Consider the following 25,536-nt stretch of genomic DNA (forward strand, 5'->3'; position numbering starts at 1 on the left):
CTTCCCTAATTTTTAATATTAATTTTAATATATTAATGTGTTAATATTTAACTTTTTCTTAGATTATTACAAAATTAAAAAAATAAGCCAAGTTGACTTATTAATTATAAGAAATGCTTATAGATCTTACGATAAATAATTTTGGTTATTATCACAAGAAATGTATAGGTCGAAAGCAACAGTGCAAGCCAAGCATAAAATATCGAGGGTAGCGGTGCTAGTTGCAAGGAAGTATTTAACTTTGGAATATAAGGAAGAGCAGTTACCAGCGCAACTCCGGTCAAGGTTGAAATAATCACCGGAGTAGAAGCGTTAGATTTAATTAGTGGCACTTTATCAGTTCTTAATAGATGAATAACAAAAGTTTGTGTTCACATTGAGATAACTAATCACCCAGCTCAAAACATCAATCTAAATTCTTTTTGTTGTTCAAGAGATAAATTACTATAATCACTAATTTTGGTAAATGTTGTTTGTTTAATTGCTTGTGGAATGATAACAAAAAATAATAAACAAAACGACATAACATCAACAATCGAACTAGCAGGGCCAAATCATAGCATAAATCGTCAAATAGACTTATGTCCCCATTGCCGCGGAGATTGAATAAATTCTTTATCTACATTATCTCAGGGAATTGTTCCACAACAAAAATCGTAAATTAAATTTAAAAAAATAATTTGCACAGGTGCTAAAGGAATAAATGGAAGCATAATTGAGGCTATAACTACGCTAAAAATGTTTCCAAAGTTTGAGGACACAGTCATTTTTATATATTTATTAATATTGGCATGAGTTTTTCTTCCCTCAACTATCCCTGTAGCCAAAACATTTAAATCTTTTTCAAGAAGAATGATATTAGCTGACTCTTTTGCAATATCAACTGCTGTATCTACAGATATTGATACGTCAGCAACCTTCATTGCTGGTGCATCATTAATACCATCACCCATGTAGCCAACAACGTGACCATTATTACGCAAAATGGTAATTATTCTAGCTTTTTGATCGGGGCTAAGTTTAGCAAAAATTTGTGTCTTTTCGACTTCGATTGCTAGCTCGACATCACTAAGTTTAGTAATATCTTTTCCTAGCAATATTTTTTCATAAGGAATGCCGACTTTTGAACAAACTGCCTTTGTAACCAGTGGATTATCACCAGTTAGTATTTTTACTTCTACGCCCAAATTATGTAACTTCTTAATAGCATCTTCAGCAGAATCTTTCGGTGGGTCTAAAAATGTTAGATAGCCTATTAAAGTCATATCTTTTTCATCGTTTACACTCAGTTTTCCGACAGCATCAATATTAGACTTTTTGGAAGCGACAGCAACAACTCTCATTCCTTCTTCGCTAAATTCTTCAACCTTATTCAAAACTTTACGGATTACCTTTTTATCAAGAGGAATTACTTTTCCATCTAAATAAATTGTGCTACATACATTAATAATTTCTTCAACAGCTCCTTTAGTAATCAATGTAACCTTATTATTTTTAAGAGACTTTACAAGCACTGACATACGCTTTCTATTGAAATCGAAAGGAACCTCATCAATTTTCAAATAATGCAGTTCAAGATTATCTAATGATTTTTGTTCATCAGCTAAATCAAGGGTACGATTAATAATCGATTTATCTAGTAGGTTTTTTAATCCCGTTTGATAATAAGAATTTAAAAAAGCATACTTTAAAACATGATAATCCTCTTTCCCATTAACATCAAGGTGTCTTTCAAGAATAATTTCATCTTGAGTTATTGTTCCAGTCTTATCAGTACATAAAATATCCATAGCACCAAAATTTTGGATAGAGTTAATATTTTTAACAATAGTTTTTGCCTTACCCATTGCGATTGAACCCTTTGATAAACAAGCAGTTACAATCATTGGCAACATTTCAGGGATTAATCCGATAGCAATAGATATACCAAATAATAAGGCATTAAATCATGCATTGTTTCCTTCAATCTTTTGATGGGTTAATCCAACAATTAAAAAAATGATAGGAATAACAAAAGCAATGATGCAGGTTAACATTACAGAAATTTTTTTAATACCCTTTTCAAAGTTAGTAGGGACTTGTTTTTCATTTAATTTTGAAGCCACCTTACCAATGACAGTATCATTTCCGACTACTAGCACCAATGCCTTTGCTGAACCAGAAATAATGTTTGAACCCATAAAAGCAAGATTGGGTCTATCTGTCAGATTATCATAATTAGTTTGTGCATCAATAATACTATATTTTTCAATTGCATCGCTTTCGCCAGATAATGAGGATTGCGAAACAAATAAGTCTTTTGCCGCAATAATTCTAACATCACCAGGAATAATATCGCCAGCTGCTAAATGAACAATATCACCAACAACTATTTCGTCCATCGGTATTTCCTTTAGAACCCCATCACGCTCAACCAAACAAGTTGTCTCAATAATTTCAATAAGTTTATTGGCACTAGAAGCAGATTTTTGTTCTTGAATAAAGTGAATAATACTGCTGGCAAAAACTATTACCAGAATAATAATGACAGTTATATAATTAACTTCATTATACTTACCACTGCTTATTGGCAATATAATATCGACTACAGCAGTAATAATTGTGAGTATAAAAAGAATAATATTAAACAAATTAAAGAAAGAGCGGATTAATCTTTTTCCAGCAGTGTCAGCCCCTTTTTTGGAAATTTTATTTACACCATATTCATCGCGGTTTTGCTCAACTTGTTTTTCAATCTTGATACCATTTTTAGAAGATTTATATTTTTCAAATAAAAGTTCTACATCACTAATAGATGCTTCAACTAGTCGCTTATTTATCGGATTATTTTTTGCTAAATCTTGCTTAGATAATTTAATATTTTGACTCTCAATATTATTAACCTTTGCTTTCTTCATTATTCACCTCCTTTATATTTAAAATATGTTTAAGGAAGCAGTAATTCTACATAATTAACAAAATGTGCTTAGTGAAAACACAATATTTGCACTACTTCGATCACTACTTTGTACTTCCATTAAGTCACCTTTCCATTTTATATTTACTTAATTTTACATTAAACAACAATTTAAAAAATAAAAAAGTAATAAACATACCTCTTAATATCTAACTTTCATATAACTGTTCTAATTCTTTTTCAGAAAGATTATAAAGGTCTCCATTCTTAATTATTTGACCATTATTAATAAAAATATATTTAGAAAAATTATTTCTAAGGACATTTAAATCATGAATATTAACTAAAACTGTTGTGTTATATTTCATGTTGATATTTTTTAAAATTGACATTATATCCTTTGATGTCTTAATATCTAGTGAACTAGTTGGTTCGTCAGCTAAAATAATATCAACGTCTCTTAACAAAATTTTTGCTATTTCAACACGTTGTTTTTGTCCACCTGATAAATCAGAAATTTTTGTAAAGATCTTATCTAAAATTCCTAAGGAATCGAGAACATTATAAATTTCTTGTTTTTGTGATTTAGTTATTATTTTTAACAAGGAAAATAACACATTTTTATATTTTGAATAAAAATGCAAAATATTTTCATACACATTTAGCGACTCAATAAGATTTGTTTCTTGCGAAAGATAACCAACTCTCTTTACTATTTTTTTTCATTGTCGTTTCGAAATGTTCTCTATATCATATTCATTAATAAAAAGTTTGCCTTGACTAGTTTTTAGTTGTTTTAGAATGGCATTAAACAATGTAGTTTTTCCTGAACCAGATCTTCCTATAATAGCAATCATTTCACCTTGATTAATTAACAAATTTATATCATTTAATATATTCATCCTTGATCTTGGATATGCGGCATAATAATGCTCAAATTGAATTTTCTTCATATTTTAATATTATATTGTAATTTTTAACATATTAATATAACGCAATTATGCAAAAAATAAATTTACATCATATTAATATTAACAAATAGGCCTGACATTATAAATTCTCAATAAATTAAACTTAAAAGAAATAAATAAAAAAACTCCCAATTAAAGAGAGATTTCCATGTTTAAACAATAGCTTTAATCATTACTTAAAATCTGGTTCTATACCTAAATTTTTAAGAATTTCAACAACAGTTTCCTTCATTTCCTTTGAAAATGAATCAAATATGGATTGTTCATCATCTGTTAATCTAATTTTTGGTAAATGACGATAACCATTTCTTCCTAAAATTACAGGTAATCCAAAATAAACACCACTATTTTCATACTCTTGTGGGAGTTTAACTCCTAATGAATAAATTGCTTGACGATCTGTTAAAATTGATTGCGTAATTTCGGCTAGGTTTTCACCAATTCCAAAATTTGTAATTCCTTTTCCAGTAATAATTTCAAATGCTTCATCCTTAACTTTTTGATTTAATTTTTGTAATCATTCTTCCGAAATTGTATTATTTGCTAATCAATCCTTTAATGAACCAAGTCCTATTCTTATTTTTGAAAACGGAATCAAACATCTTGCTCCGTGTTCTCCAATAACGAATCCAGTAATCGATCCTGCCTTAATATTAATTTTTTCAGACAGGAATTTTTTCATTCTAGCGGTTTCAAGAATTGTTCCAGATGATATAACTCTTTCAGGAGCAAATTTTGTGATTTGTTGATATATTGAAGCCATAATGTCAACCGGGTTTGAAGCGATAATAGTAATACCATTGAAACCTGATTGCTTTATTTTTGTTCCTATTTCAGCAATTAATTTAGCATTATCTGTTAATAATTCAAGTCGGTCTTTTAAAACTCCATCCTTCGGTTTTACCGATGCAGTAATAACAATGATCTCAGCATCTGCTAAATCTTGATAAGTTCCAGCCATAAATGTTGAACCGCTTTGTAACATCGAACATGCAGCATCATTCAGATCTTTAGCTTGTGCTTTTGCATATTCAACAAAGGCATCAACCAATACATAATCAGCCTCAATCGATTTATTCAATGAAGCATATAAATAGGCCGAACCAACGGCCCCAACGCCAATAATTCCTATTTTAGTCATTTTTTTGTCCCCCCATTAATTCGTTAATTTTTTTAGCCATAACGATATTAAACGTTTTTAATCCGGTTTCTTCAAATGGATCTATCTTCATAAGATGTGCACTCATTATTGATGCACGATGAATAAAGGAAACAATTCAACCCAATGTTTTATCCTCTAAATCGCTAATAACTATATCTATAAAAGGTATTTGAATACCTAGATAATAATCCTTAGTTGCTTGCAATAATGCCTTATTTACATTGTTAAATGTTTTCTTCATTAAAAAATTAAGTTCATCGCCATCATTGTCATTAACAATAGCTATATTGAAGTCAAACATGGGATTTTGAACCAAAATATGAGTATTAAACATTCTTCTTTGCTTATTATAAAACAAATTAGCAAACGTTTTAGTATCAGAAGGATGAATAAATGTGTTAACCTGTATTCCTTTATAACTCCGATATGAAGACGAAACCAGATACATAGCAAATAAATCATTTAAACATTTATAAATTTTAGATCCCGAAACAATATTCTCAATTGCAAAAATGTCTTTCTCTTCATGATTGCGATCTTGTTTATTAAATATATATCTAACTAGAGCATAACGATATGCACTATTATTTTCTAAATTTGTGTTACTAAAATATTCATTTGCTTCTTTTGCTCCTTCAATATAATCATCAATGTCAATATTAGCACAAGCAAGAGGTAATAAAACTGCTGCTGAATAGTTTAAATATCTTTCAGGGGTATTATCTAATAAAACTAAATGATTATAATTTTTTGTTTGAACAAGATTGAATAATTTTCCATAGTTGTTATTAGTTGTTATAAAAATATAATTGGTTGCATTATTTCTGCCAACCTGTATATTAAGTAATGTAACCAATTCTCTAAAAACAATTAAGCTCTCAATATCCTCTCCATTTTTTGATATAACATTAATTGCAAATGACCTATTTTCTAAATATTGAATTAGGTTTAAGATATCTATTCCTTCATAACTTTCATCAACATACATAATCTCAATTCCACAATTGTTTCTTAAGCGGGAATTCGCTAGGCCTATTATACTCTTTGATTGAATACATATATGTTGTGGAGCAATGACAACAAAGGTTTGGATTTTTTCATCATTAAAAAATTTGACAATTTTTTTTATCTTTGAATAATCACTCCTTTGGATATTTCTATCAATTTCAAAAAAACCAAAATTTTTATATCCTTCAATTTCTTTGGATTTTATTTTATCATTAATATCGTTAATAATATCCTTATATTTACCACTAAATAATTTAGAGTCAATAACCTGGTCAGATAAAAAATCTATCTTACTTTTAATCGCCATAATGTATTCCTTTATTTGTAAAATCAAGCAATTTATCAAACTTAGCGCCATTTTTATCAAGTTTAAAACTAAAAGGATTTCTTAATTCCTTTGGATGAATTTGCTTAAATGAAAAAATAAGTTCACCATTTGCTGCTATATCAATAATTATTAGTTCTTTAATGTCATTAATCTTAAAAAATGAATTCAAATTACTTATATAATAATCACTAACTTCAGAAATGCCTAAATAACCAACATGGTTGGTTTTGGTTATAAGAGTTATAAATTTGCTTGAAATTTTGTAAACTTTTGCCTTTATTATTTGACCGACTGAATAACTCATCTTTTTCCCTTTTAAATGTACTTAGTAGCATATAAATTATATGCTAAATAACAAAAAATAATTATGATATCCAAAGTATATTTTATATTTTCAAAGCAAAATAGCATATCTATAAAACTTACTCTTAAATCCAATATTAATTACAACATAAGTAAAAAGACATTTTTTCCTTTTTGCAAACTAAAAAGTACTATAATTGAATCATAAATTTATGAACAGGGGTGCCCATTAAGGCTGAGAAATACCCTCGTTAGCTGATCCAGATAATACTGGCGTAGTGAGTTCTTATTTTTTGGTCATCATCCCTTTTTAATTAAATTGAAGGGATTTTTGTTTTATGAAAAATAAAAAAATAGCGTTTATACTAAGCCTAAGCACTCTAATGTCCACATTTGCCTTTATTTCTATTGCGTGCAGTGCAAAGCAGGATGCTAATTTAACATTAAAATTTGTTATAAATGAGCCTTTTTTTGGTAATAAAAAACATCTATTTTTTAGCAAAATTTTATCTGAATTTAAAAAGAAAATAAATAAGGATGCAACAATTAAAGTAAGATACGTTTCAGCAAATAATGATATAGCTGGTATTGTTAGAAAAAAAACAAGCAACGTTGCTATCATTACGACTCCTTTATTCATCAGAAACAATGACCAAAATATTATTCCTATCTTGCAAACTATGACTAGGGCATTTAAATTTGATAAAAATTTTAATGATAGCTACTCAGATGGATCAAACACTGACAAATTAAGAATTATTGCTGCTAAATTACAAAAATTGTTTAATAAAAAATCATATACCGCATGAACCGATGAAGAATATAGTTGAAATGGAAATATATACGAATATTTCTATGCAAAAAATAATGAATTAGTTGAATACTATCGTGGCATTATAATGATTCAAGGCACAAATGAAGAAAGAGAACAAATTAAAAAAGCATGAGACAATAAAGATTGAAATACTTTTAGAAATTTTGGTATTGTGACCGGTAAGGAAAGCAGCGGTTCAAAATATATTCTACAAGAAGCATTATTCAAAAAGCATTTTAATCTAGAAAACAATAAATTTAATTCTTTTGCTGAAGATAAAATAAAAAATATCGAAAAATATACACAAGGAGAAGCAAAAAATATAGCGAATGGTTCACTTAAAAAATATCATATTGTTTTCGATGAAATGGCCTCGTTTGCCTATCGCAATAATAAAGGGGGCAAGTTTTACACCCCTGATGATGGGAATGTTAAAATTGAATTTTTAACGGCCACTGATCCGCTAAAGTATAATGTTGTAGTGGTTAATAAAGATGATTTCAATACGGAACAAATAAACTATTTAAAAAATATAATAATAGACTTATGAAGAAATAACGAAGATGATTATGGTCCTACCGTAGGATTTAATGGCTACAAAATAATTAATGATGTTGATAAGGAAGTAATACAACCTTATAATAAAATATTTAGTTAATATGTGATTAAAAAGAAACTTTTTTAAAGAACAGTTAAAATTAGGCAATACTATTTTAAAAAACGGACCATATCGGCTAGTTTGAAAAATAGCATTTTTTGTTTTTATTATTTTATTAATTATAGCTTCAATCTATATTGTTAATTTTAGTTTTGCACCATCAGGTATTAACCTCTTTATTAAAAATTTAAGAGATTTTTTTTCTCCAAGTAGTTTTAGTAATATATATAAACAAAATCTCTTTTATATTTCTTTTTTGTTTTTATGAAATAGTATAAAAATAATTTTCCTAAGTACAATTATTGGATTCATGCTCGCATTTCTCACTTCGTATTTTTCTAATATTAAAACCAATAGCAAATATATAGCTATTCCATCTAAAGTTATAGTAATTGCTTTAAGAATTTTTCCAGAATTGTTTTTTGTATATTTATTTAAAATTTCTTTTGATAAAAAACTAGCGATAGCATTAATTTTTTGTTGATTTACATGACTTTGATTGCATGAGTATTTTTCACAAATAATTGAGAATGCTAATTTTAGTATTTTTTATCATTTGGTAAAATCACAGCACTCAAGACAAAAGGCTTTTTGAACAGAAATATGACCTCAACTTAGAAAAAAATTCATAAGTTACTTCATCTATGCATTTGAAACAAATTTACGTTGGTCAGCAATACTAGCTAATATTGGTTTTTTAGGGATAGGAATTTTAATAAATCCTCAAATTCAGCCAATAAATTATACAGAACTAATAATACCTTTGTTAATACTAGTTTCCTTCTTGTTTTTAGTGGAAATTATTAGTGAAAATATAAACAAATTTCTATTTGAATCTCGAAAACAAGATAATATAAATTTTAAGAAATATCAAACTAATAATATAATCAAAAAAACTTTTATTTCACTATTTATTTTACTTACCTTTGCGCTAATTTGCGTAGCTATAAAAGATTTAGCTCATGAAAAATTTTATGAGACCGAAGCTACTGGCTTTTTAAATAATATGTTTAAGGGGAGTTGAAAAGATATAATTTTTAGCTTCAGCGAAGATGGAATTTTTTGGATTATCATTCAATTTGCATCACTTGTATTCTTAACCTTCATTTTAACATATTTTATTTCATATTTTAGAATGCTATTAATGTCTAAATCAATAGTAGGAAAACATTTGAGTATCTTCTATAAGTATTTAAATATATTAATAAGAGCAATACCTGCTGTTATTATATTTCTAATGCTTTCTAATCTTTTTGAAGAATTGTCAGCATCATTTGTTTTTGCTTTTGGTATCCATAGTGCATCTTCAATATCAAGAAACTTATATCAGACAATTAATAACATTAGTATAGAAAAAATAAAAGAATTAAAAAAACTAGGCTTCTCTAATTTTTTGATATATAGAAATTTTATTCGCCCAAAAATTAGACTAGATTTCATTAGCTTTGCAAGCCTAGAACTAGAAAAAATAGCTAGAAATTTTATAATTTATGGTTCTTTGTCTTCTTCATTATTAGGCCAAAAAACAAATCTAACAAGAGCAAAAGATATAGCTGATGTTTCGCCTTATTTGTGAATAGGTTTTATTATCATTGCGCTAATCAGTTTCACTCCATATTTCATAAGATTTAGTATTAAACAAAAAAATTAAAATAAAAGACAGATAATCTGTCTTTTATTTGTTTATGTCAGTCACCTGAAATGGTACGCCCTAGAGGATTCGAACCTCTGACCCAATGGTTAAAAGCCATTTGCTCTACCTTCTGAGCTAAGGGCGCTTCTGGTGCCCAGAACTGGACTTGAACCAGCACGGCCATTACAGCCAACGGATTTTAAGTCCGTAGCGTCTACCATTCCGCCACCTGGGCATTAATTGATTAATGCTTAAATATTATAATATATTTTTTAAAAAATAAAAAAAATTAATTTTTGTAAATTCTCAATTATTTTGCTACATTGCAATTCTCAATTATTTTCAACATCCTATAGTTTAAAATAATTATAAGAGGTAATGTGAAATATAAAAAAATAGAAATCCAAAATTTAACAGATTTTGAGAAAAAAAGAAAAGATATTTATACCGATATAACTTTTGGAAAAATTAAAAATAAACCAAATCGCCATAAAACACGAAGTTAGCCGTTTTACAGTTTCTAAAATTAAAAAATCTATAAATTTTAGCGGGACATTTAATGTCTCGCACAAAAATAAAGGAAATAAAAATAGACAAAAGTTTAGTGATGATCTTGTAGATTATGAAATTGAAAAAATCAGATATTTTAGTTTTTTTGTTTTTGAACAACCTACAGATAGAACTAGAAATGTTACTATAACAATTTATTATAGAACAAAGGGTTCAATAATGTCTTTTAAAACGCTTTACAGACGCACCTTAAAAAGGGGGTATGAAACAGAACACTTGCACAAGGCGACAGAAAAGAAGCTAAAAGAAACGCAAAAAATATTTTAAATAACGCAAGTTTTAGAAACAATATTTTATTATGCAATAAATAGCAGATTAGAGAATCCTAAACAATAGAAAAAATGCAGTAATAAAAAATACCTGGAAAAATCTTTCTTCAGGTATGATCGTTGAGATCGATGCTACGCCAGACACAATGGGATTGGGTGAAACTTTTCATACTTACCACGCTATTGATCCTGCCACTGGTAGGCTTTTAGCAGTCCATATGTCTAAAGAGGAAACCAATATTGGTTATATGAATCTGATTGAAAACTTTTTAGAACACAAGGAATTCCACGGATTATAAAGAACGATAAGAGAACAACTTTTTGAAAAAGAGTCTTCATACACACCTATTACTGAGTATTTGCGATCTTTAGGCTTTAAAGTTCAATCTTCTAGTGTTTCGCAATTTAAGTCTTTTGTTGAAAGGCATTTTAAAACTGTTTAATTAAATTATCCCATATGCTTTAAAATAAAGAATATAAAACATTGAACAGAAATTAGTAAAATTGAAGACCAATTAATAGATTACTTTAATTCTATATCTCCAAAATTAAAAAGAAATAGCAATAAAAACTGTTTTAGAAAAATAACTGAAGGCGATCCTGGTTGGTATGTTGATTATCATTTTAAAAACAAAACTCATTTTGGTGCAGTTAAGTACCTAAACGAATATTATGGCCCAGTTGATACTGACGGCAATAGAGTTAATTTTTCAAAGAAAATAAAAGTTTTATTTTGCATGAACTCAAGCGGTAAATATTTTTTTCAAAACTCCGGAAAATCATTACAAAGCAAGCAGTGATTTATACTAACTTTAACTCACAAGAGATTTTTTTTAATAGGTAAAAATCTTGACGTTTGAGACGATTTGGCTTATAAATTGAGTTTGATAGTCGTAACGCATAAGTCAGTAGTTTCGACATTTATGGACAAGTTTAATTACTTGATTAGAAATTTAGAAAAATTTAAATTAAATACATCAGGTTTAAAAGAAGAAATGAACCACTTAAAATCAATGTTTAAAAACGCAATTAAAGAAGTGGATAATAACCTATCTGAATACTTTAAGTAGATTTTTAATTCTATTCTATTGTCCGCAAAAGTGGGTTTAAAAAATTTTGTTTACCAACCAATCCAAATATGAATAAAGCTTAAAAAATAAATTTAATATCATAAGTTTAATAAACATTTTTAAACTATAAAAATGTTGCGATTTGATTAAGAATTAACATGCAATTTAACGCATAAAAGTAAAAAAAGTGCCGTTTTTTTAAGCAAATCAGCACTTTTTGTATATTTTTATAATTAGTTATAAAATTATAAAAATCATTAAAAGTTTAAGCTGTATAAAAAAATCATTATTGAAAGTATTTTAAACATAAAACCAGCAATAACAATCTAAACTTAATACAGTATTAAATGTACATAGAAATGGGGATTAAAAGACATGATCGATAATATCAAAAAAGAAAAACTAATAAAAAATATTAATCATTGAAAAACGAAATTACTTGACTTAACTTTAAGAAACAAATCCTTAAATATTGGTATCTCTTTAAAAAAGACCATTCCCAATAAATTAAAAATAGTTTATCCTGACTTTTATTCATTACTAGAATTGTTCAATAACACTGAAAAAGAAGTATTCCCATTGGCGATTTATGACCAAGTTAGAAAATATACAGAAAGCCAATACGGATATGAAGCTTTATATTCACATAATTTAGAAGATATTGAGCAATAAACAACTATCAAGAAAAATCAACTTTATCCAGAATTTGGTGAGTCTATATTTTTAGAAACCATTAAGAAAATTGAGAAAAAGGCAAGAACTTTTAGAGAGGAATATTCAATTGATATTGCTTATATGACATTTGGTTTAGTTAAGTGATACGAGTCAACAACTTCATATGAGCCAAATTACGCTCCTTTATTATTCTATCCAGTAGAAATTAAAAAAGATAGCAATACATCAGGTTGAAGAATTACAAGAAAAGCGGAAAATGATTTTATTCAAAATGAAACATTAGTACGTAAAATGAAAAATAGTTTTAATGCTGACTTTACATTTGAACCTTCAAATAATAATGCCAATGAAATGTTTGATGAATATGCTGAAAAAATTCTAGGCCAAATTAGCGATAAAAGATGAGAAATTACAAAAGATATTTATTTATCTACATTTGATTTTAGTAATATATACATCTACAAAGATATTGAACAAAATATTGAGAAAATATCTGAAAGTGAATTTTTCAAAAGAATGATCAGCGCTGAAATTGACGATGCAACAGATATATCTAATATTAATGAAACAAATATAAACCAAAAGATTGATATTCAAAATCAATATAAAATTCTTAACTCAGATTCTTCACAAGAAATCGCCATTCAAAATGCCATTGAAGGAAAAAGTTTCATCTTACAAGGACCTCCCGGAACAGGTAAATCCCAAACAATTACAAATATTATTACCGAACTTATAACAAGAGGTAAAAAGATTCTTTTTGTTGCTGAAAAAAATGCTGCTCTTCAAGTCGTTTTCAACAACCTTAAAAAAATTAAATTGGAAAAGTATGCGATGCCTATTCACGACACAAAAGTCGATAAAAAAGAAATATTAAGAGATATTAATAAATCAATCGAAGAGGCAAGATTATATGAAATCGATGACAACAATATTCAAACATTGATTTCTAACTATCAAAGAAGCAAAGATTTTTTAGAAAAATATGGAGAAATCTTATTAAGAAAAAGAGAACCTCAATACAAAAATCTTTACGAATATATTGGTAAATATTTTTCATTAAATGACTTCCCAAACATAAGATTCAGTATTAATAATATAATGTCTATTAATGGTGAAGATTTTGAAAATATTAAGAATACAATTCAGTCATTTGAACATTCACTGAAAAACATAGATTTTAATTTTAAACAACATCCATGGTACGGTTTATTAAAGGACACAATTAAATTTAAAGAAAAAGATGAGATTGAGGAAAAACTATTTTTCTTAAAAGATCATTCAAAAAATATTGCTACTTGAATCAAAAACTTGAATATTTTTGCACAACCAAACGACTTTTATAATGAATTTTCTAAACATACTTTAAATATAAAATTTGTTGCAAACTTCATTGAAAATAATAACTTCAAGGATATTTCAAACTATTTAAATGGCGGTATTGATTTAGAAATAATAAATTTAAAAGAAATTATTAGTGTGTTCAATGACAAAACCACTAAATACGAAACCCAATCTAAAATTTGAAAGAATTTAGAATTTTTTGAAACTAATGATGCTATAGAAGTTTATTCAACACTTAACAAAAACAAATTTAACCCTTTTAGGGTTTTTTCAAAAACGTGAAGACAATACAGAAGTTATTTCAAAAAACAAAATGTATATGAACCTGAAAATCTGTGAAAATTAAGAATCCTTGATGAGGCTAAAAAATTCGCTGAAATAAAAGAATTGGACACAAAATTTAATGAACTAATAAACAAAATAAATCTAAATTTAGACAACTTCAATATTGATAAAGTTAATGAAGTTTTAACCAGTCTTGAGTTTATTAAACAAAATAATAATGATATCCTAACAATATTCAATGCGTATGTAAAAACTTATAATCAAAACAAAGAATCAATAAAGACAAATATAAATAATTTAAACACACTATGTGAAAATATTGAATTTCTTGGTTCCTTATTCGACAATAATATTGTAAATTTTAAAACAGTATCACTAGATGATTTTCTATCTAAAACAATAACATTATTGACAAATATGGATTCAATAACTAGCTACATAAGTTTCATTAGCGCAAAAAATAGGCTTGCCAATTTAGCTCAAAGTTCTTTCATTGAAGCCATTATTTCAAACAATATAGATAGCAATTTTGAAAACATTTATCTTAGAAAATTCTATGAAAAACTAACAGAAACTATTATTCAAACTGAAATTTCAAATGCAGATACAGTTTTACTAAATCAATGTGTAAATGTATTTAAAGAAAAAGACAAAGAAGCTAATACTTTGGCAAGAGATAAAATTATTTTAGAAAATGATAAAAGAATTAAATCTAGTTTATTCTTCGCCGCTGCTAATAGTCAGTATATGTTGCTTAAAAAAGAAAGCAGTAAAACTCGTGCCATTATGCCTTTTAAGAAGTTTTTTGAAAAAGCGCTTGAACTTATTTTAAATATAAAACCTTGTTTAATGCTTTCTCCTCTAACAGTAAGTAACTTCTTTAAAGATGTTGAATATACATTCGATACAGTTATATTTGACGAGGCATCTCAAATTAGACCCGAAAGTGCTATAAGTTCATTATTTAGAGCTAAACAAGTTATAGTCGTTGGTGATAAGGAACAAATGCCTCCATCAAACTTCTTTTCATCAGCAGAAAATGAAGAAGGTTTTCTTGAAGTCGAGGATTCAACAGATAACTTTTCAGATGGCTATGATTCACTTTTAAATTTAGCCGAAGCTAGCCTTAACTCAATTAGACTAAAATGACACTATCGTTCAAAATTTGAAGAATTAATTTATACATCAAATAAAGAAATTTATAAAGACTTAATAACATTCCCTAACTCTAAACAACCTAATGATATCGAAGGATTAAGATTCCTTTACGCAAAACCAAATAAATATATTGACGAAACAAACACATTATTTGAAGAAACAAAGAAAACAATAAAGGACATTATTGAAAAGTATCAAAACAAATATTCAATCGGTGTTGTTGTGTTTAACGCTGAAGTATTAAATCAATTTGAAAGAGAAATGGATAAATTTATTCATGATAATCCACATTTAAAATTTTATTTTGATGAAGATAGAGAAGATGCATTTTTTGTTAAAAACATTGAAACAGTTCAAGGTGATGAAAGAGATATCATATTATTCTTGCTAGATAATAAAAGGAACGCAAACGGTGAAGTTAGTGTAAACTTTGGAGCAATAAATAACAGCGAATCCGGATATAAAAGACTTAATGTTGCAATATCTCGTGCCAAAAAAGGTTTAATTCTTATATCATCATTCAAAAGTCATGAAGTTAATTGATTCAGAAGTGAACAAAGAGGTGTTAAACTTCTTGAAAAATTCATTAAAAACGCTGAATTCGGAATAAACGCCTTAGAAGATTTAAAAGAAACGAGCGGAGGTGTTGAATCACTTTTCGAACAACAAGTTTATGATAAACTTACTGAACAAGGTTTGACTTTAAAAACACAAGTCGGATCATCAGGATTTAGAATTGATTTAGCAGTGGTTCATAAAAATAATCCAAACAAATATATTCTAGGAATAGAATGCGATGGATCAACCTATCACTCTTCAAAAACAACACGTGATCGTGATAGATTAAGACAGGAAGTGTTAGAAGCAAGAGGTTGAAATATTCACAGAATTTGATCAACCGACTGATTCAAAAACCCCGATGCACAAGTTAACATTATTTTAAATAAATTGCAAGAATTATATAACAACACTAATTCGACTGACGAATCAGAAGACAACGAAGAAATGATAAAATCATTCACAATAGAACTAAATGAACATGAAAATGAACAAGCAACTTTCCCAGCATTTCCTGATCTAGATAAATTTATTGAAATGAATAGTTTAAAATTTTTAAAATCATATCAAGGAGAAAGAAGTCTTATTATTGCTCAACTATTTTCAGTTGCAGGTGCATTGCCTTATAAAACTTATGAAGGTATCGTTAAAAAATTACTACGCGAAGATCGTTTAACAAATGGTGTTAAAATGTTAGCAAGCAAATTAGCATATGGACTGGGTAGCAAAGATGAATACCTATTCATAGTTCCTTCTTTCCCTGATTTCAATTTTAAATTTAGAGAAAGCTTTTCAAAAGAAACAAAAAGATCAATTTTTGATATCCATCCATATGAATTGCGTGATCTATTTATAACAATATTAGAAAATTCTTATATTACAATTAGCTTAGATGATTTCTGTAGAGAATTATCAAATAGAATTAAAACACAAGTTTCAAACCTACAACAAAAAAATTACGTTCTTGATATTTTAAACAAAATGGCAAAAGAAAGAAAAATTCAAAAATTAGATGATGAATTATTCAAAGCCAATGATAAACTCGACTAATAACTAATCAAATAAATTCAATATAAATATTCAAAATTATTTCCCAGTTTAAGTATAAAAAAATACAAATACATCTTAAATTAAGGCGTATTTGTATTTTTATTATTATTTTTTAACTACAATTATTAACCGCAATATACAGATATTAAACAATCTAAGCACCTACTCCTTTAAAATAAATGAAACAAATTATTAAAAATAGAAGAAAAATTAAAATTTCTTTTTTTATCATAATCGTACTGGTTCTTTTTATTTTTTCAATATTTAATATTGACACCAAAACATTTATATGGAGCTCTCTGATCTCATTATAAAAAAGATAACAAATATTTTTGTTGCCTTATCGGGGTTTTTAGGAGTTATTTCAATATATTGATTTGCAAAGAAAAAAACAACAGCATACTTAACTGAAATACTCAATGCAATTTTATACGCATTCTTTTCATTTACAAATGGCTTAGTCATTGATGGAATTCTACAATTCATTTATATAGCAATATTGATATCGATATTAATTAATAAAAAAATCAAGAAAAATTTCAAAATAAGTGAGCCAAGAAGTTCGTTATATTCGTCACTATTATTTGCGTTATATTTTTTAATTTTCTTTGTAATATTTTACTTTTCAAACCCGTTTACCAACAATATATTAGGAAAAATATTCAATATAAATTATTTAGAATTTGGCTCAAATTTTAAATATAAATTAGTGTCTGCTATACTGTTAGCAACATTAAATTCAATATCAGTAGCCGCTTCAACAATAATGGCGTTAGATTTTAAAGATTCGTAAATTGTATGATGTTTAAAAAGCATAATATGCTTTGCGTTTTTCTCTGGTGTTGCCTTTCCAAATTTCGATGCTTTGATCATAAACATTATCCATTTTTCAATTTCATTATATCTATATTTTGCAACTTCAAGGAGAACAACATTAAGAATTACATTTTCAGGAATGGAAGCAGCAAAAAATCTACTGTTATAAAAAATATTGCTCCTTTTCTAAATGAGCACGGTATTAAAATTATTGACAAAAGACTGACTGATACAAGCATTTTTCTAAACTATATGAATGATTTGAAAAATAATGGGTATAAAACCAAAAAATATTTTTCAAGTATAGACTAGAACAAATTAAAAGTATGCAACAATTTGACAAGTGTTTAATTGATAGGCATATGATTGATGACTTTTTATTCCTAAGGTTTTGATCAATATGAATTTTTTTACAAAATCACAAAAAATTAAATGAAATTTATTTTATAAAACCAAATACAAATTCCTTTTATTAATACAACTAAAAATTGATATATGCTTTGCAATTCTAAGAGATTACGAATTCATACAGAATAATAGAAAAAACGCCAGCTTAAGTCACAAAGTAGAGTTCGAAATATGAAGAAGATTGGTCAAGCTAAAAAATGATTTATTTTTTAAAAATGTAAATAATATTTACAAGATAACGGAGTACTGGGAAAAATATTGGCTAAAAATCTTAATTACTTCTCTAAAAAATATTTTGTATTCATAAATACAGAATATCAAATTTCCAGCAAACACATCAAGAAAATAATCAAAGAAGAAATGAATAAAAAATTTATATAGTTTAATGAGGTAAAAATATTCGGGGTCCGAATATTTTTTTATGTAAGGATTTAAGTGAAAATAGTTTAATTCTATTTCGCACATAATAAAATCGCCGATAACATTTTACTATATATAATAGATGGATCATTTTTGTTACAATTTAACATTTATATTCATTTTTTAAAAATACTACTCATATTAATTGAGTAGTATTAGAGACTTATATTATTCTACTTGGTATATTTTTAAAAAATTATTTTGTTCTAAAATCAATAACTGCTCTTCCGAGAAATTCGCCTTTTTCAAGTTTTTCAAAAATTTCTTCAACATCTTCAAGTTTAACAATTTTTGTAACTTCTGATTTTACCTTTCCCTCAGCTGCATATTCAATGGCTTCTTTAAGATCTTGTCTAGTTCCTACAATTGAACCAACCAATTCTTTTTCTAACAGAACAGTTCAAAAAATAGAAACATTAATATCAACCTTTCCCATAGCATCCTTGGCCGGCAATCCCACCAAAACTTGACGCCCACCACGCCGTAATATTGCCATTCCTTGTTCGGCTGCTGTCGGATGCACTGAAGTGTTGATAACAGCATGAACTCCACCGTTTGTTAACTGCATAATTTTACTTATAAAATCAGGATCTTTTCGTGAATTAAAGGCAGCAACCGCCTTACTCTTCAATGCTAAGTCAACCTTATCATCGCTAATATCTATTCCAATAGCCTTATATCCCATTGCATTTGCATATTGAATCGCAAGTTGACCTAATCCACCAACACCTATAACCGCTACATAATTGTTAGGTTTAATGTTAGTTCTCTTTAAAGCCTTATATGTTGTAACACCAGCACAAATAATTGGCGCGCCAGAAACAATATCAAATTTTTCAGGAATAATTGCTACATAATCCTCATGACCAATAGCATATTCAGCAAATGTGCCATCTTTTGTATAAGCAGTCATATTTTGGTTAGGACATAGAGTTTCTCTTCCGGTTAAACAAAACTCACAATGACCGCATGTGTCATGAAGCCAAGCCAAACCAACACGATCACCAACCTTAAGTCTTGTGCATCCTTCTCCAAGTTCACTAACAATTCCGATCCCTTCATGTCCAGGAATGAGTGGATATTTTGGATCTACTAATCAATCAGCATTAGCTGCATGCAAATCAGTATGGCATATTCCACTTGTTTCCATTTTTATTAATACTTCCTTATATTTGGGTTTAGGAATAGCCACTTCTGTTATCGATCAATCCTTTGGCCCCCTCACAACAAATGCTTTCATTTTTGTCATTCTAATATACCTCCAAAGTTATTTACATTTAACTTAAATTATATCAATAATATTCTAACTTATCATATTTTAAAAATGTCGGTTTGATATTGTGCTTGTTGTTAGTAACTATACTCATAGCATTCAAAAAAATATTTAATAATAAATATCGATAATGCATATTAAACACAAAAATTTCATAACGCATGAATAAATAATAAAAATAGAATGTGCTCATTATTTGGCACACTCTATTTTGCTTGTTTCATCGAACGCATTACGCTTCTAATTTGCGCTTCAGAAGCCTTGCGACCCATTTGTTGAAACATAACTCTAATCATCTTTTCATTGATTGGTGGGTTTTCTTTTAATTGCTTTTCAAATTTTTTCTTTGTTATAAAAATAGCTAAAATAGCACCAGCAATTCCAAATATGATAGGTAAAATTACTAATAAAACGATTCCTCATACAGGCATAATATTTTATCTTCCTCTCTTCATAATTCTTTTAACAATTAATAAAATTATAATAGGTATAACTAAAAGCACTAACACACTTATAAAAAAAATTTTAGCTCAAAACTTATGTGCTTCTGCTCTTATTTTTGATAGTTCTGTATTGCTCATCACGTCACTACCAAAAAAAACTTGAATATCAACCATTCTTTTTTTTCTTTGGATTGTTCCAATAATAAATAAAAGTAAAACCCCAAGCATTATTCCACAAAGAATATAAATAACTAAATTTGGGTCAGAAAAAGCCTTGTGTATTCAATCCTTAAAGTTCAAAATTCATCACTGAGTATCCTTAAGGCCTCAAAAGGCAAGAGTAAATAAACCCACATAAAATAAAATCGCAACAACAAATCATGTAATTCTAACTTGTCTTCTCATAAGTTTTTCATACAATGAGGCAATAAAAGGTGGAGCAAAACTAATTCCTTGTTTTATTTTTTCACGATAATCATCAACAGACTTAGATAGTGCATTCAGGTCTATTACATCCAAAATAAGTAAGACTAACGATATTAATCCAAATAGGATTGGAGAAACATATCACCCTCATGGGACTAATTTAATATCTTGGCTTAGATAACTAGAAAATAATGAGGGCGCAAATGCAAATAATAAGCAAGATATTAATGCCAAAAAAAATACAAATAAATAAGCTGATATGCTAAACTTTTTTAATGATTTTTCAGCTCTGAAAACCTTATATATTCCATTTGGTATTAATCCTTCAGGGTCGAGAGTTTTTTTAATGTTGGAACTTAATGATTTTGTCTTGATTTCTGCACCTGACATATTATTAACAGTTAACATTTCAGAATATTTTGCAACTACATCGCTACTTTGAGAACTATTGGTTATAATTGGTTTTAATTCCATAAAAGCGCAGTCCTTTCTCATGACCTATTTTTTATTGTTATCTGTTTTTAAGATTGCTAAAAAAGCTTCTTGTGGCACCTCAACACTGCCGATCTGTTTCATTCTTTTTTTGCCCTCTTTTTGCTTCTTTAGCAATTTTTGGCGTCTTGTAACATCTCCACCATAAAGTTTAGCAGTTACGTCCTTACGATAAGCCTTAATTGTTTCTCTTGCGATAATTTTACCACCAATCGCCGCCTGAATCGGAATTTCAAAATTTTTTCTTGGCACTACCTCCTTAAGCTTTTCGGCTAATTCACGACTCTTATTGTATGCGAAATCACGATGAGCAATTAGCGCTAAAGCGTCAATTTTTTCCCCATTCAACATTATATCTACCTTAACAAGATCGCTTTCTCTTAAGCCAATATGTTCATAATCAAAAGAAGCATAACCTTTTGAGTAGCTTTTCATTAGATCAAAAAAATCGAATATAGTTTCATTTAGTGGAAGTTCATATATTAAACGTCTTCTTTTTTCATCTAAATACTCAATATTAATATACTTCCCTCTTTTTGATTGACAAAGTTCCATAATAGATCCAATATATTCCTCAGTTAACATAATTGATGCTCGGATATATGGTTCCTCAATAGTTTTAATATAACTACGATCAGGAAATAATGAAGGATTGGTAATATATTCAACCTCACCATTTGTTAGAGTAACAACAAATTCCACAGAAGGGGCAGTTGCTAATATATCAATATTAAATTCTCTTTCAAGTCTTTCTTGTAAAACGTCCATATGTAATAGACCAAGAAAACCAATTCTAAAGCCAAATCCAAGGGCCTTTGAGGTTTCGGGTTCTCATATTATTGAAGAATCAGAAAGACTAATTTTTTCTAAAGCGTCCTTTAAGGCGTTATAATCCCTGTTATCAACGGGGAAAAATCCAGTATAAACAACAGGCTTCATTTTTTTATATCCAGCAAGAGGATAATCGACAGGATTATCTAACAAAGTTATAGTGTCACCAACAGCGACATCCTTAACATCCCTAATTGATGCAGTGATCCAACCAACTTCACCGGCAGTAAGCTTATCTCTTTTTTCTTCATAAGGATTCTTAACACCTAATTCTGTAACCATATATGATTTTTTGGTTTGCATAAAGTAAATGGTATCACCTGGTTTTACTTCGCCATTAAAAATACGCGTATAGATAACAACCCCTCGATAATTATCAAAATAACTATCAAATATCAAACCTTTAAGAGGCTTGTTGGGATCAGCTTCTTTGGGAGCAGGTATTCTTTCAATAATTGCTTCAATAACATTATCGATATTCTTTCCTGTTTTAGCTGAAATTAAAATTGCATCACTTGCATCAATGCCGATTATACTTTCGATTTCTTTCTTAACTCTTTCCGGTTCTGAACTAATTAAGTCAATCTTGTTTATAACCGGTATTATCTCAAGATTATTTTCAATAGCTAAATAAACGTTAGCTAATGTTTGTGCTTGAATACCTTGTGTTGCATCAACTAATAAAATAGCCCCCTCACAGGCTGCTAGACTCCTACTTACTTCATAGGTAAAATCAACATGACCAGGCGTATCGATCAAATGAAAAATATAATCCTTATATTTAATCTGAACAGCATTTAATTTAATAGTAATTCCTCTTTCCTGCTCCAGATCCATCGAATCTAGAATTTGAGGTTTTGATTCACGCATTGTAATTGTATTAGTTTGTTCCAAAATACGATCTGCTAATGTACTTTTTCCATGGTCAATATGTGCAATTATTGCAAAGTTTCTAATTTTAGGATTCGTCATATTTTTATAATTATAAGTTTAAAATGGATTTTTAATACTTTTTTCTAATGATATTATTATATAATACTTCCATGCTATACGTTTTATATAACTCATTATCAAAAACAGGTAGAAATCAATCGAAAATATTCAATATTGTTTCCAAAATCGTCAAAATAATGAACGAGGATTCCTTAAAAATTATCAATGTAGCAAGTAGCAATAATAACAATTCCCTGCTAGATTGCCTTACTAACGAGGATAAAATTATAATCATTGGTGGTGATGGTACCCTAACACACATTATTAACACTTTAAAACAATCGTGCGCTAAACCAGAAATATATGCATATAAGGCGGGTACGGGAAATGATTTTGTGCGAAATGTTAAGATCCACCATAAACCAGAAAAAAGATCGCGACATCTTTACAAAATTAATGAGTTTATTGAAAAATTGCCAATAATTAAGTCAGGAAATACATATAGATATTTCTTAAATGGAACTGGTTTTGGAATTGATGCTCTAATTGCTAAAACTGTTAATGAAAAAAAGAAGTCAGGTGCAAGGGGTTCTTTTTTTCGAACAACAATTGAATGTTTAAAAAAATATAAGAGATTAAACAACATAAAGATTACTGTTGATAAAAAAGAGTATTTTTTTAATAACATAAATCTTGTTTCAGTAATGAATGGGCCTTATTATGGCGGAGGAATGAAAATTGCTCCAAATGCTGATATACTATCTGATAAATTATGTGTTATTGTCGTGCATGATTTAGCAATTACAAAACTTCTCGGTGCTTTTATGCTAGTCTACTCAGGAATGCATACTGCAATAAAAAACGTTGAACAAATATTTGGCAATGAAATCAAAATCGAAAATATAACCAATGATTTTTCGCAAATTGATGGCGAAATATTTGAAACTGGATCTATTATAGAATTTAAAAAATAATTTTTTTTTTTTTTTTTGCTACAGCTTAAACTTTTAGTAGTTTTTTATAACTGAAACAAATTTAAGGTGAAAAACAATAATTAAAAATATTTGGACAAATATCCAAATATTTTAAAATTTTCATTAAATATTATAAGAAGGCAGGCTAGCAGCAGCTGCGTGCAAGGCGAGACCAAAAATTAATGAAAAAATTAAAATTGGTAATATTAATGAAACAACAATACCACCTATCGCCAATCCTTTACCAGATCCTCCAAGATTCTTAGATTGTACAAGACCAACAATACTAAAAGCCAAACCTAATAAAGGCATAAAAAACGCAAAAACCAATCCAAGAATCGCAAAAATATTGTTTTGTGTATTATTCTTTACTTGCTTATTAGAATTGTTAGAAAGATTTGCGCTGCAAATTGGACAAAACTTAACATATTCATCAAAATGCTTATTACATTTTCCACAGAATTTCATATTTTTAATATCCTTTCAATATATAAATAAATATAACATTATTAAATGTTCCATATAAATAATACTATATATATATATATACGAATATCATCTAAAACAGGGCACTTTTTAGCTTTTTCTAGTGATTTTACTATCAAGAAGGCAGTTGTTTATTGAAAGCATTCTATTGATTTATTTCCTATGTTTATCATAAAATTTTTATGTTTTAGAAAACAAAAAAACATCCTGAAATATAACAAGATATTTTTTGTTAAAACATTTTTTGTTTTCATTTTGATAAACTTCATTAATTATTATAGATTTTTAAATAACTGATAGCTTATTTTTTATTTGTTCTAATTCCTTAATTTTGTGCTCTAATATTTTTGCTTTTGATAATACGTCCGTCGCCAAAAATGAAATTGCCTTATCTGTATTTTCAACACTTGCTTGAATATCTATAATTTGCTGTTTAAACGACTCTTTTTGCTTAAACAACGAAGCTAATTCATTTTTAGCATTTTGATATTTTTGTATTAACATTTCTTTTTGTTTATTTAAAACTTTATATTCACTATCAATCTTATTAAGATTTTCTGAGTTCATAATTTGTTCTTTTTTATTTGCAATTTCTAGAACTTCTTCAAGTTTCGCTTTGTTAGATTCTAATGTTTCTTTTTCTTTAAATAGGTCTATATATTCTTGTTTTACTTGATTAAATTTTTGGGTTCTGTGCTCTACTAAAATGTTTGCGGCTTGAAAGTTATTTAAGGCATAATTGTAATTTTCTCTAGCCTTTGTTAGCTCTTTATAAGTTTCAGCAACCTTTTTTTGATTATTTATGTTTTTAGTACCAATCTTATTATTATATTCATCAAACGAAGCTCGAAAAGCTTCGTGAGCAATACGAACTTGCTTTTCAGTGTCTTCTAATTTTTTAGCTACAGAAGAAATTTCTTCATTTAAATCACTAATTTGTTCAGGAACTTGATTCGATAATTGGTATTTAATATTATCCATATTTTCCTTTGAACTCATAAAATCATGGTAATAAACTTCTGCATCAGAAACCAACTCTTTTATTTCTTCAACATTTTTATTTTTATCTTTTAGCGCTTCATTTAATTTTTTATTAGTTTCCTCATACTCAGATTTTCATCTGTTAGCATCCTTACTATATCAAGTTAATCGTTCCTCTAATTCGGATTTCCTTTCATTTATATGATCTAAATCTTGCTTTAATGATTCATATTCTTTTTGAACTTTTTCCAATTCCTTTTCTTTTTCAGCAAATTGCTCGTGTACTTTTTCATGTTTAGGT

The 25,536-nt window shown here is 27.9% G+C and carries 19 protein-coding genes, 2 tRNA genes, 1 pseudogene and 1 riboswitch; of the genes and pseudogenes, 9 read left to right on the forward strand and 13 right to left on the reverse strand.

All coding sequences use genetic code 4. The features are described 5' to 3' along the window. Positions 1–104: 104 nt before the first annotated feature. The 5 genes from mgtA to ACWXVM_RS00360 form a co-directional block, all read right to left on the reverse strand. Positions 105–2,897 carry a magnesium-translocating P-type ATPase gene (gene mgtA / locus ACWXVM_RS00340; RefSeq protein WP_438340350.1) on the reverse strand — a complete coding sequence of 931 codons (2,793 nt, stop codon included), beginning with the start codon at positions 2,895–2,897 and terminating at the stop codon, positions 105–107. A gap of 208 nt (positions 2,898–3,105) precedes the next feature. Next, a complete protein-coding gene (locus tag ACWXVM_RS00345; protein ID WP_455993678.1) occupies positions 3,106–3,849 on the reverse strand; it encodes a phosphonate ABC transporter ATP-binding protein in 744 nt (247 codons plus the stop codon). A 190-nt stretch (positions 3,850–4,039) separates the two neighbouring features. Next, positions 4,040–5,008, reverse strand: a complete 969-nt coding sequence (locus tag ACWXVM_RS00350; protein ID WP_455993681.1) for a lactate/malate family dehydrogenase — start codon at positions 5,006–5,008, stop codon at positions 4,040–4,042. Next, positions 5,001–6,344: a hypothetical protein gene (locus ACWXVM_RS00355; protein ID WP_455993683.1), complete on the reverse strand. Its 1,344-nt coding sequence runs from the start codon at positions 6,342–6,344 to the stop codon at positions 5,001–5,003. Before ACWXVM_RS00355 ends, ACWXVM_RS00350 begins: the two co-directional genes overlap by 8 nt. Beyond that, on the reverse strand, positions 6,334–6,669 hold the full coding sequence (locus ACWXVM_RS00360) for a hypothetical protein (RefSeq protein WP_444704808.1): 336 nt from the start codon (positions 6,667–6,669) through the stop codon (positions 6,334–6,336). Before ACWXVM_RS00360 ends, ACWXVM_RS00355 begins: the two co-directional genes overlap by 11 nt. A gap of 207 nt (positions 6,670–6,876) precedes the next feature. Next, positions 6,877–6,967: riboswitch (TPP riboswitch) on the forward strand. Positions 6,968–7,006: 39 nt separating this feature from the next. Here ACWXVM_RS00360 and cypl point away from each other — a divergent pair. Together cypl and ACWXVM_RS00370 are read left to right on the forward strand one after the other, a co-directional pair. Beyond that, complete coding sequence (gene cypl, locus ACWXVM_RS00365; protein ID WP_455993685.1) at positions 7,007–8,140, forward strand: ABC transporter thiamine pyrophosphate-binding lipoprotein p37/Cypl; 1,134 nt, start codon at positions 7,007–7,009, stop codon at positions 8,138–8,140. 310 nt (positions 8,141–8,450) lie between these two features. Further along, positions 8,451–9,791, forward strand: a complete 1,341-nt coding sequence (locus ACWXVM_RS00370) for an ABC transporter permease subunit (protein ID WP_455993687.1) — start codon at positions 8,451–8,453, stop codon at positions 9,789–9,791. 51 nt (positions 9,792–9,842) lie between these two features. Here the strand turns inward: ACWXVM_RS00370 and ACWXVM_RS00375 are convergent. Next, positions 9,843–9,918 (reverse strand) — tRNA-Lys (locus ACWXVM_RS00375). Positions 9,919–9,921: 3 nt separating this feature from the next. Next, positions 9,922–10,008 (reverse strand) — tRNA-Leu (locus ACWXVM_RS00380). Positions 10,009–10,232: 224 nt separating this feature from the next. Between ACWXVM_RS00380 and ACWXVM_RS00385 the strand changes: the two genes are divergently transcribed. The 6 genes and pseudogenes from ACWXVM_RS00385 (at position 10,233) to ACWXVM_RS00410 (ending at position 17,545) form a co-directional block, all read left to right on the forward strand. Further along, complete coding sequence (locus ACWXVM_RS00385; protein WP_455993689.1) at positions 10,233–10,610, forward strand: hypothetical protein; 378 nt, start codon at positions 10,233–10,235, stop codon at positions 10,608–10,610. A gap of 115 nt (positions 10,611–10,725) precedes the next feature. After that, positions 10,726–10,911, forward strand: a complete 186-nt coding sequence (locus ACWXVM_RS00390) for a hypothetical protein (RefSeq protein WP_455966384.1) — start codon at positions 10,726–10,728, stop codon at positions 10,909–10,911. A 438-nt stretch (positions 10,912–11,349) separates the two neighbouring features. Then, positions 11,350–11,682, forward strand: a complete 333-nt coding sequence (locus tag ACWXVM_RS00395) for a hypothetical protein (protein ID WP_455993691.1) — start codon at positions 11,350–11,352, stop codon at positions 11,680–11,682. Between the two features lie 375 nt (positions 11,683–12,057). Continuing rightward, positions 12,058–13,254, forward strand: a pseudogene (locus tag ACWXVM_RS00400) (DUF4011 domain-containing protein); the annotation flags it as partial. A gap of 204 nt (positions 13,255–13,458) precedes the next feature. Then, positions 13,459–16,752, forward strand: coding sequence for an AAA domain-containing protein (locus ACWXVM_RS00405; RefSeq protein WP_455993703.1), 3,294 nt, complete (start codon positions 13,459–13,461; stop codon positions 16,750–16,752). A 289-nt stretch (positions 16,753–17,041) separates the two neighbouring features. Then, the gene (locus ACWXVM_RS00410; protein ID WP_455993693.1) at positions 17,042–17,545 is read left to right on the forward strand and encodes a nicotinamide mononucleotide transporter; all 504 of its coding nucleotides are present in this window, start codon (positions 17,042–17,044) and stop codon (positions 17,543–17,545) included. Between the two features lie 1,047 nt (positions 17,546–18,592). On the opposite strand, the gene adhP is transcribed toward ACWXVM_RS00410, so the two are convergent. The 4 genes from adhP to lepA form a co-directional block, all read right to left on the reverse strand. Then, on the reverse strand, positions 18,593–19,645 hold the full coding sequence (gene adhP / locus ACWXVM_RS00415) for an alcohol dehydrogenase AdhP (protein WP_438340362.1): 1,053 nt from the start codon (positions 19,643–19,645) through the stop codon (positions 18,593–18,595). 230 nt (positions 19,646–19,875) lie between these two features. Further along, complete coding sequence (locus ACWXVM_RS00420; RefSeq protein WP_438340363.1) at positions 19,876–20,100, reverse strand: YneF family protein; 225 nt, start codon at positions 20,098–20,100, stop codon at positions 19,876–19,878. A gap of 6 nt (positions 20,101–20,106) precedes the next feature. Further along, positions 20,107–21,033 carry an MSC_0882 family membrane protein gene (locus ACWXVM_RS00425; protein ID WP_455993695.1) on the reverse strand — a complete coding sequence of 309 codons (927 nt, stop codon included), beginning with the start codon at positions 21,031–21,033 and terminating at the stop codon, positions 20,107–20,109. Positions 21,034–21,036: 3 nt separating this feature from the next. Beyond that, positions 21,037–22,833 carry a translation elongation factor 4 gene (gene lepA, locus ACWXVM_RS00430; protein WP_455993697.1) on the reverse strand — a complete coding sequence of 599 codons (1,797 nt, stop codon included), beginning with the start codon at positions 22,831–22,833 and terminating at the stop codon, positions 21,037–21,039. Positions 22,834–22,904: 71 nt separating this feature from the next. On the opposite strand from lepA, the gene ACWXVM_RS00435 reads away from it, so the two are divergent. After that, a complete protein-coding gene (locus tag ACWXVM_RS00435) occupies positions 22,905–23,768 on the forward strand; it encodes a diacylglycerol/lipid kinase family protein (RefSeq protein WP_455993699.1) in 864 nt (287 codons plus the stop codon). Positions 23,769–23,891: 123 nt separating this feature from the next. On the opposite strand, the gene ACWXVM_RS00440 is transcribed toward ACWXVM_RS00435, so the two are convergent. Beyond that, entirely contained in the window at positions 23,892–24,236 is a 345-nt protein-coding gene (locus ACWXVM_RS00440) for a DUF4190 domain-containing protein (RefSeq protein WP_438340367.1), read from the reverse strand. Positions 24,237–24,539: 303 nt separating this feature from the next. Beyond that, on the reverse strand, positions 24,540–25,536 hold a 997-nt coding region (locus ACWXVM_RS00445; protein ID WP_455993701.1), incomplete at its 5' end, for a hypothetical protein.

The organism is Mycoplasma sp. 2261, assembly GCF_053851575.1.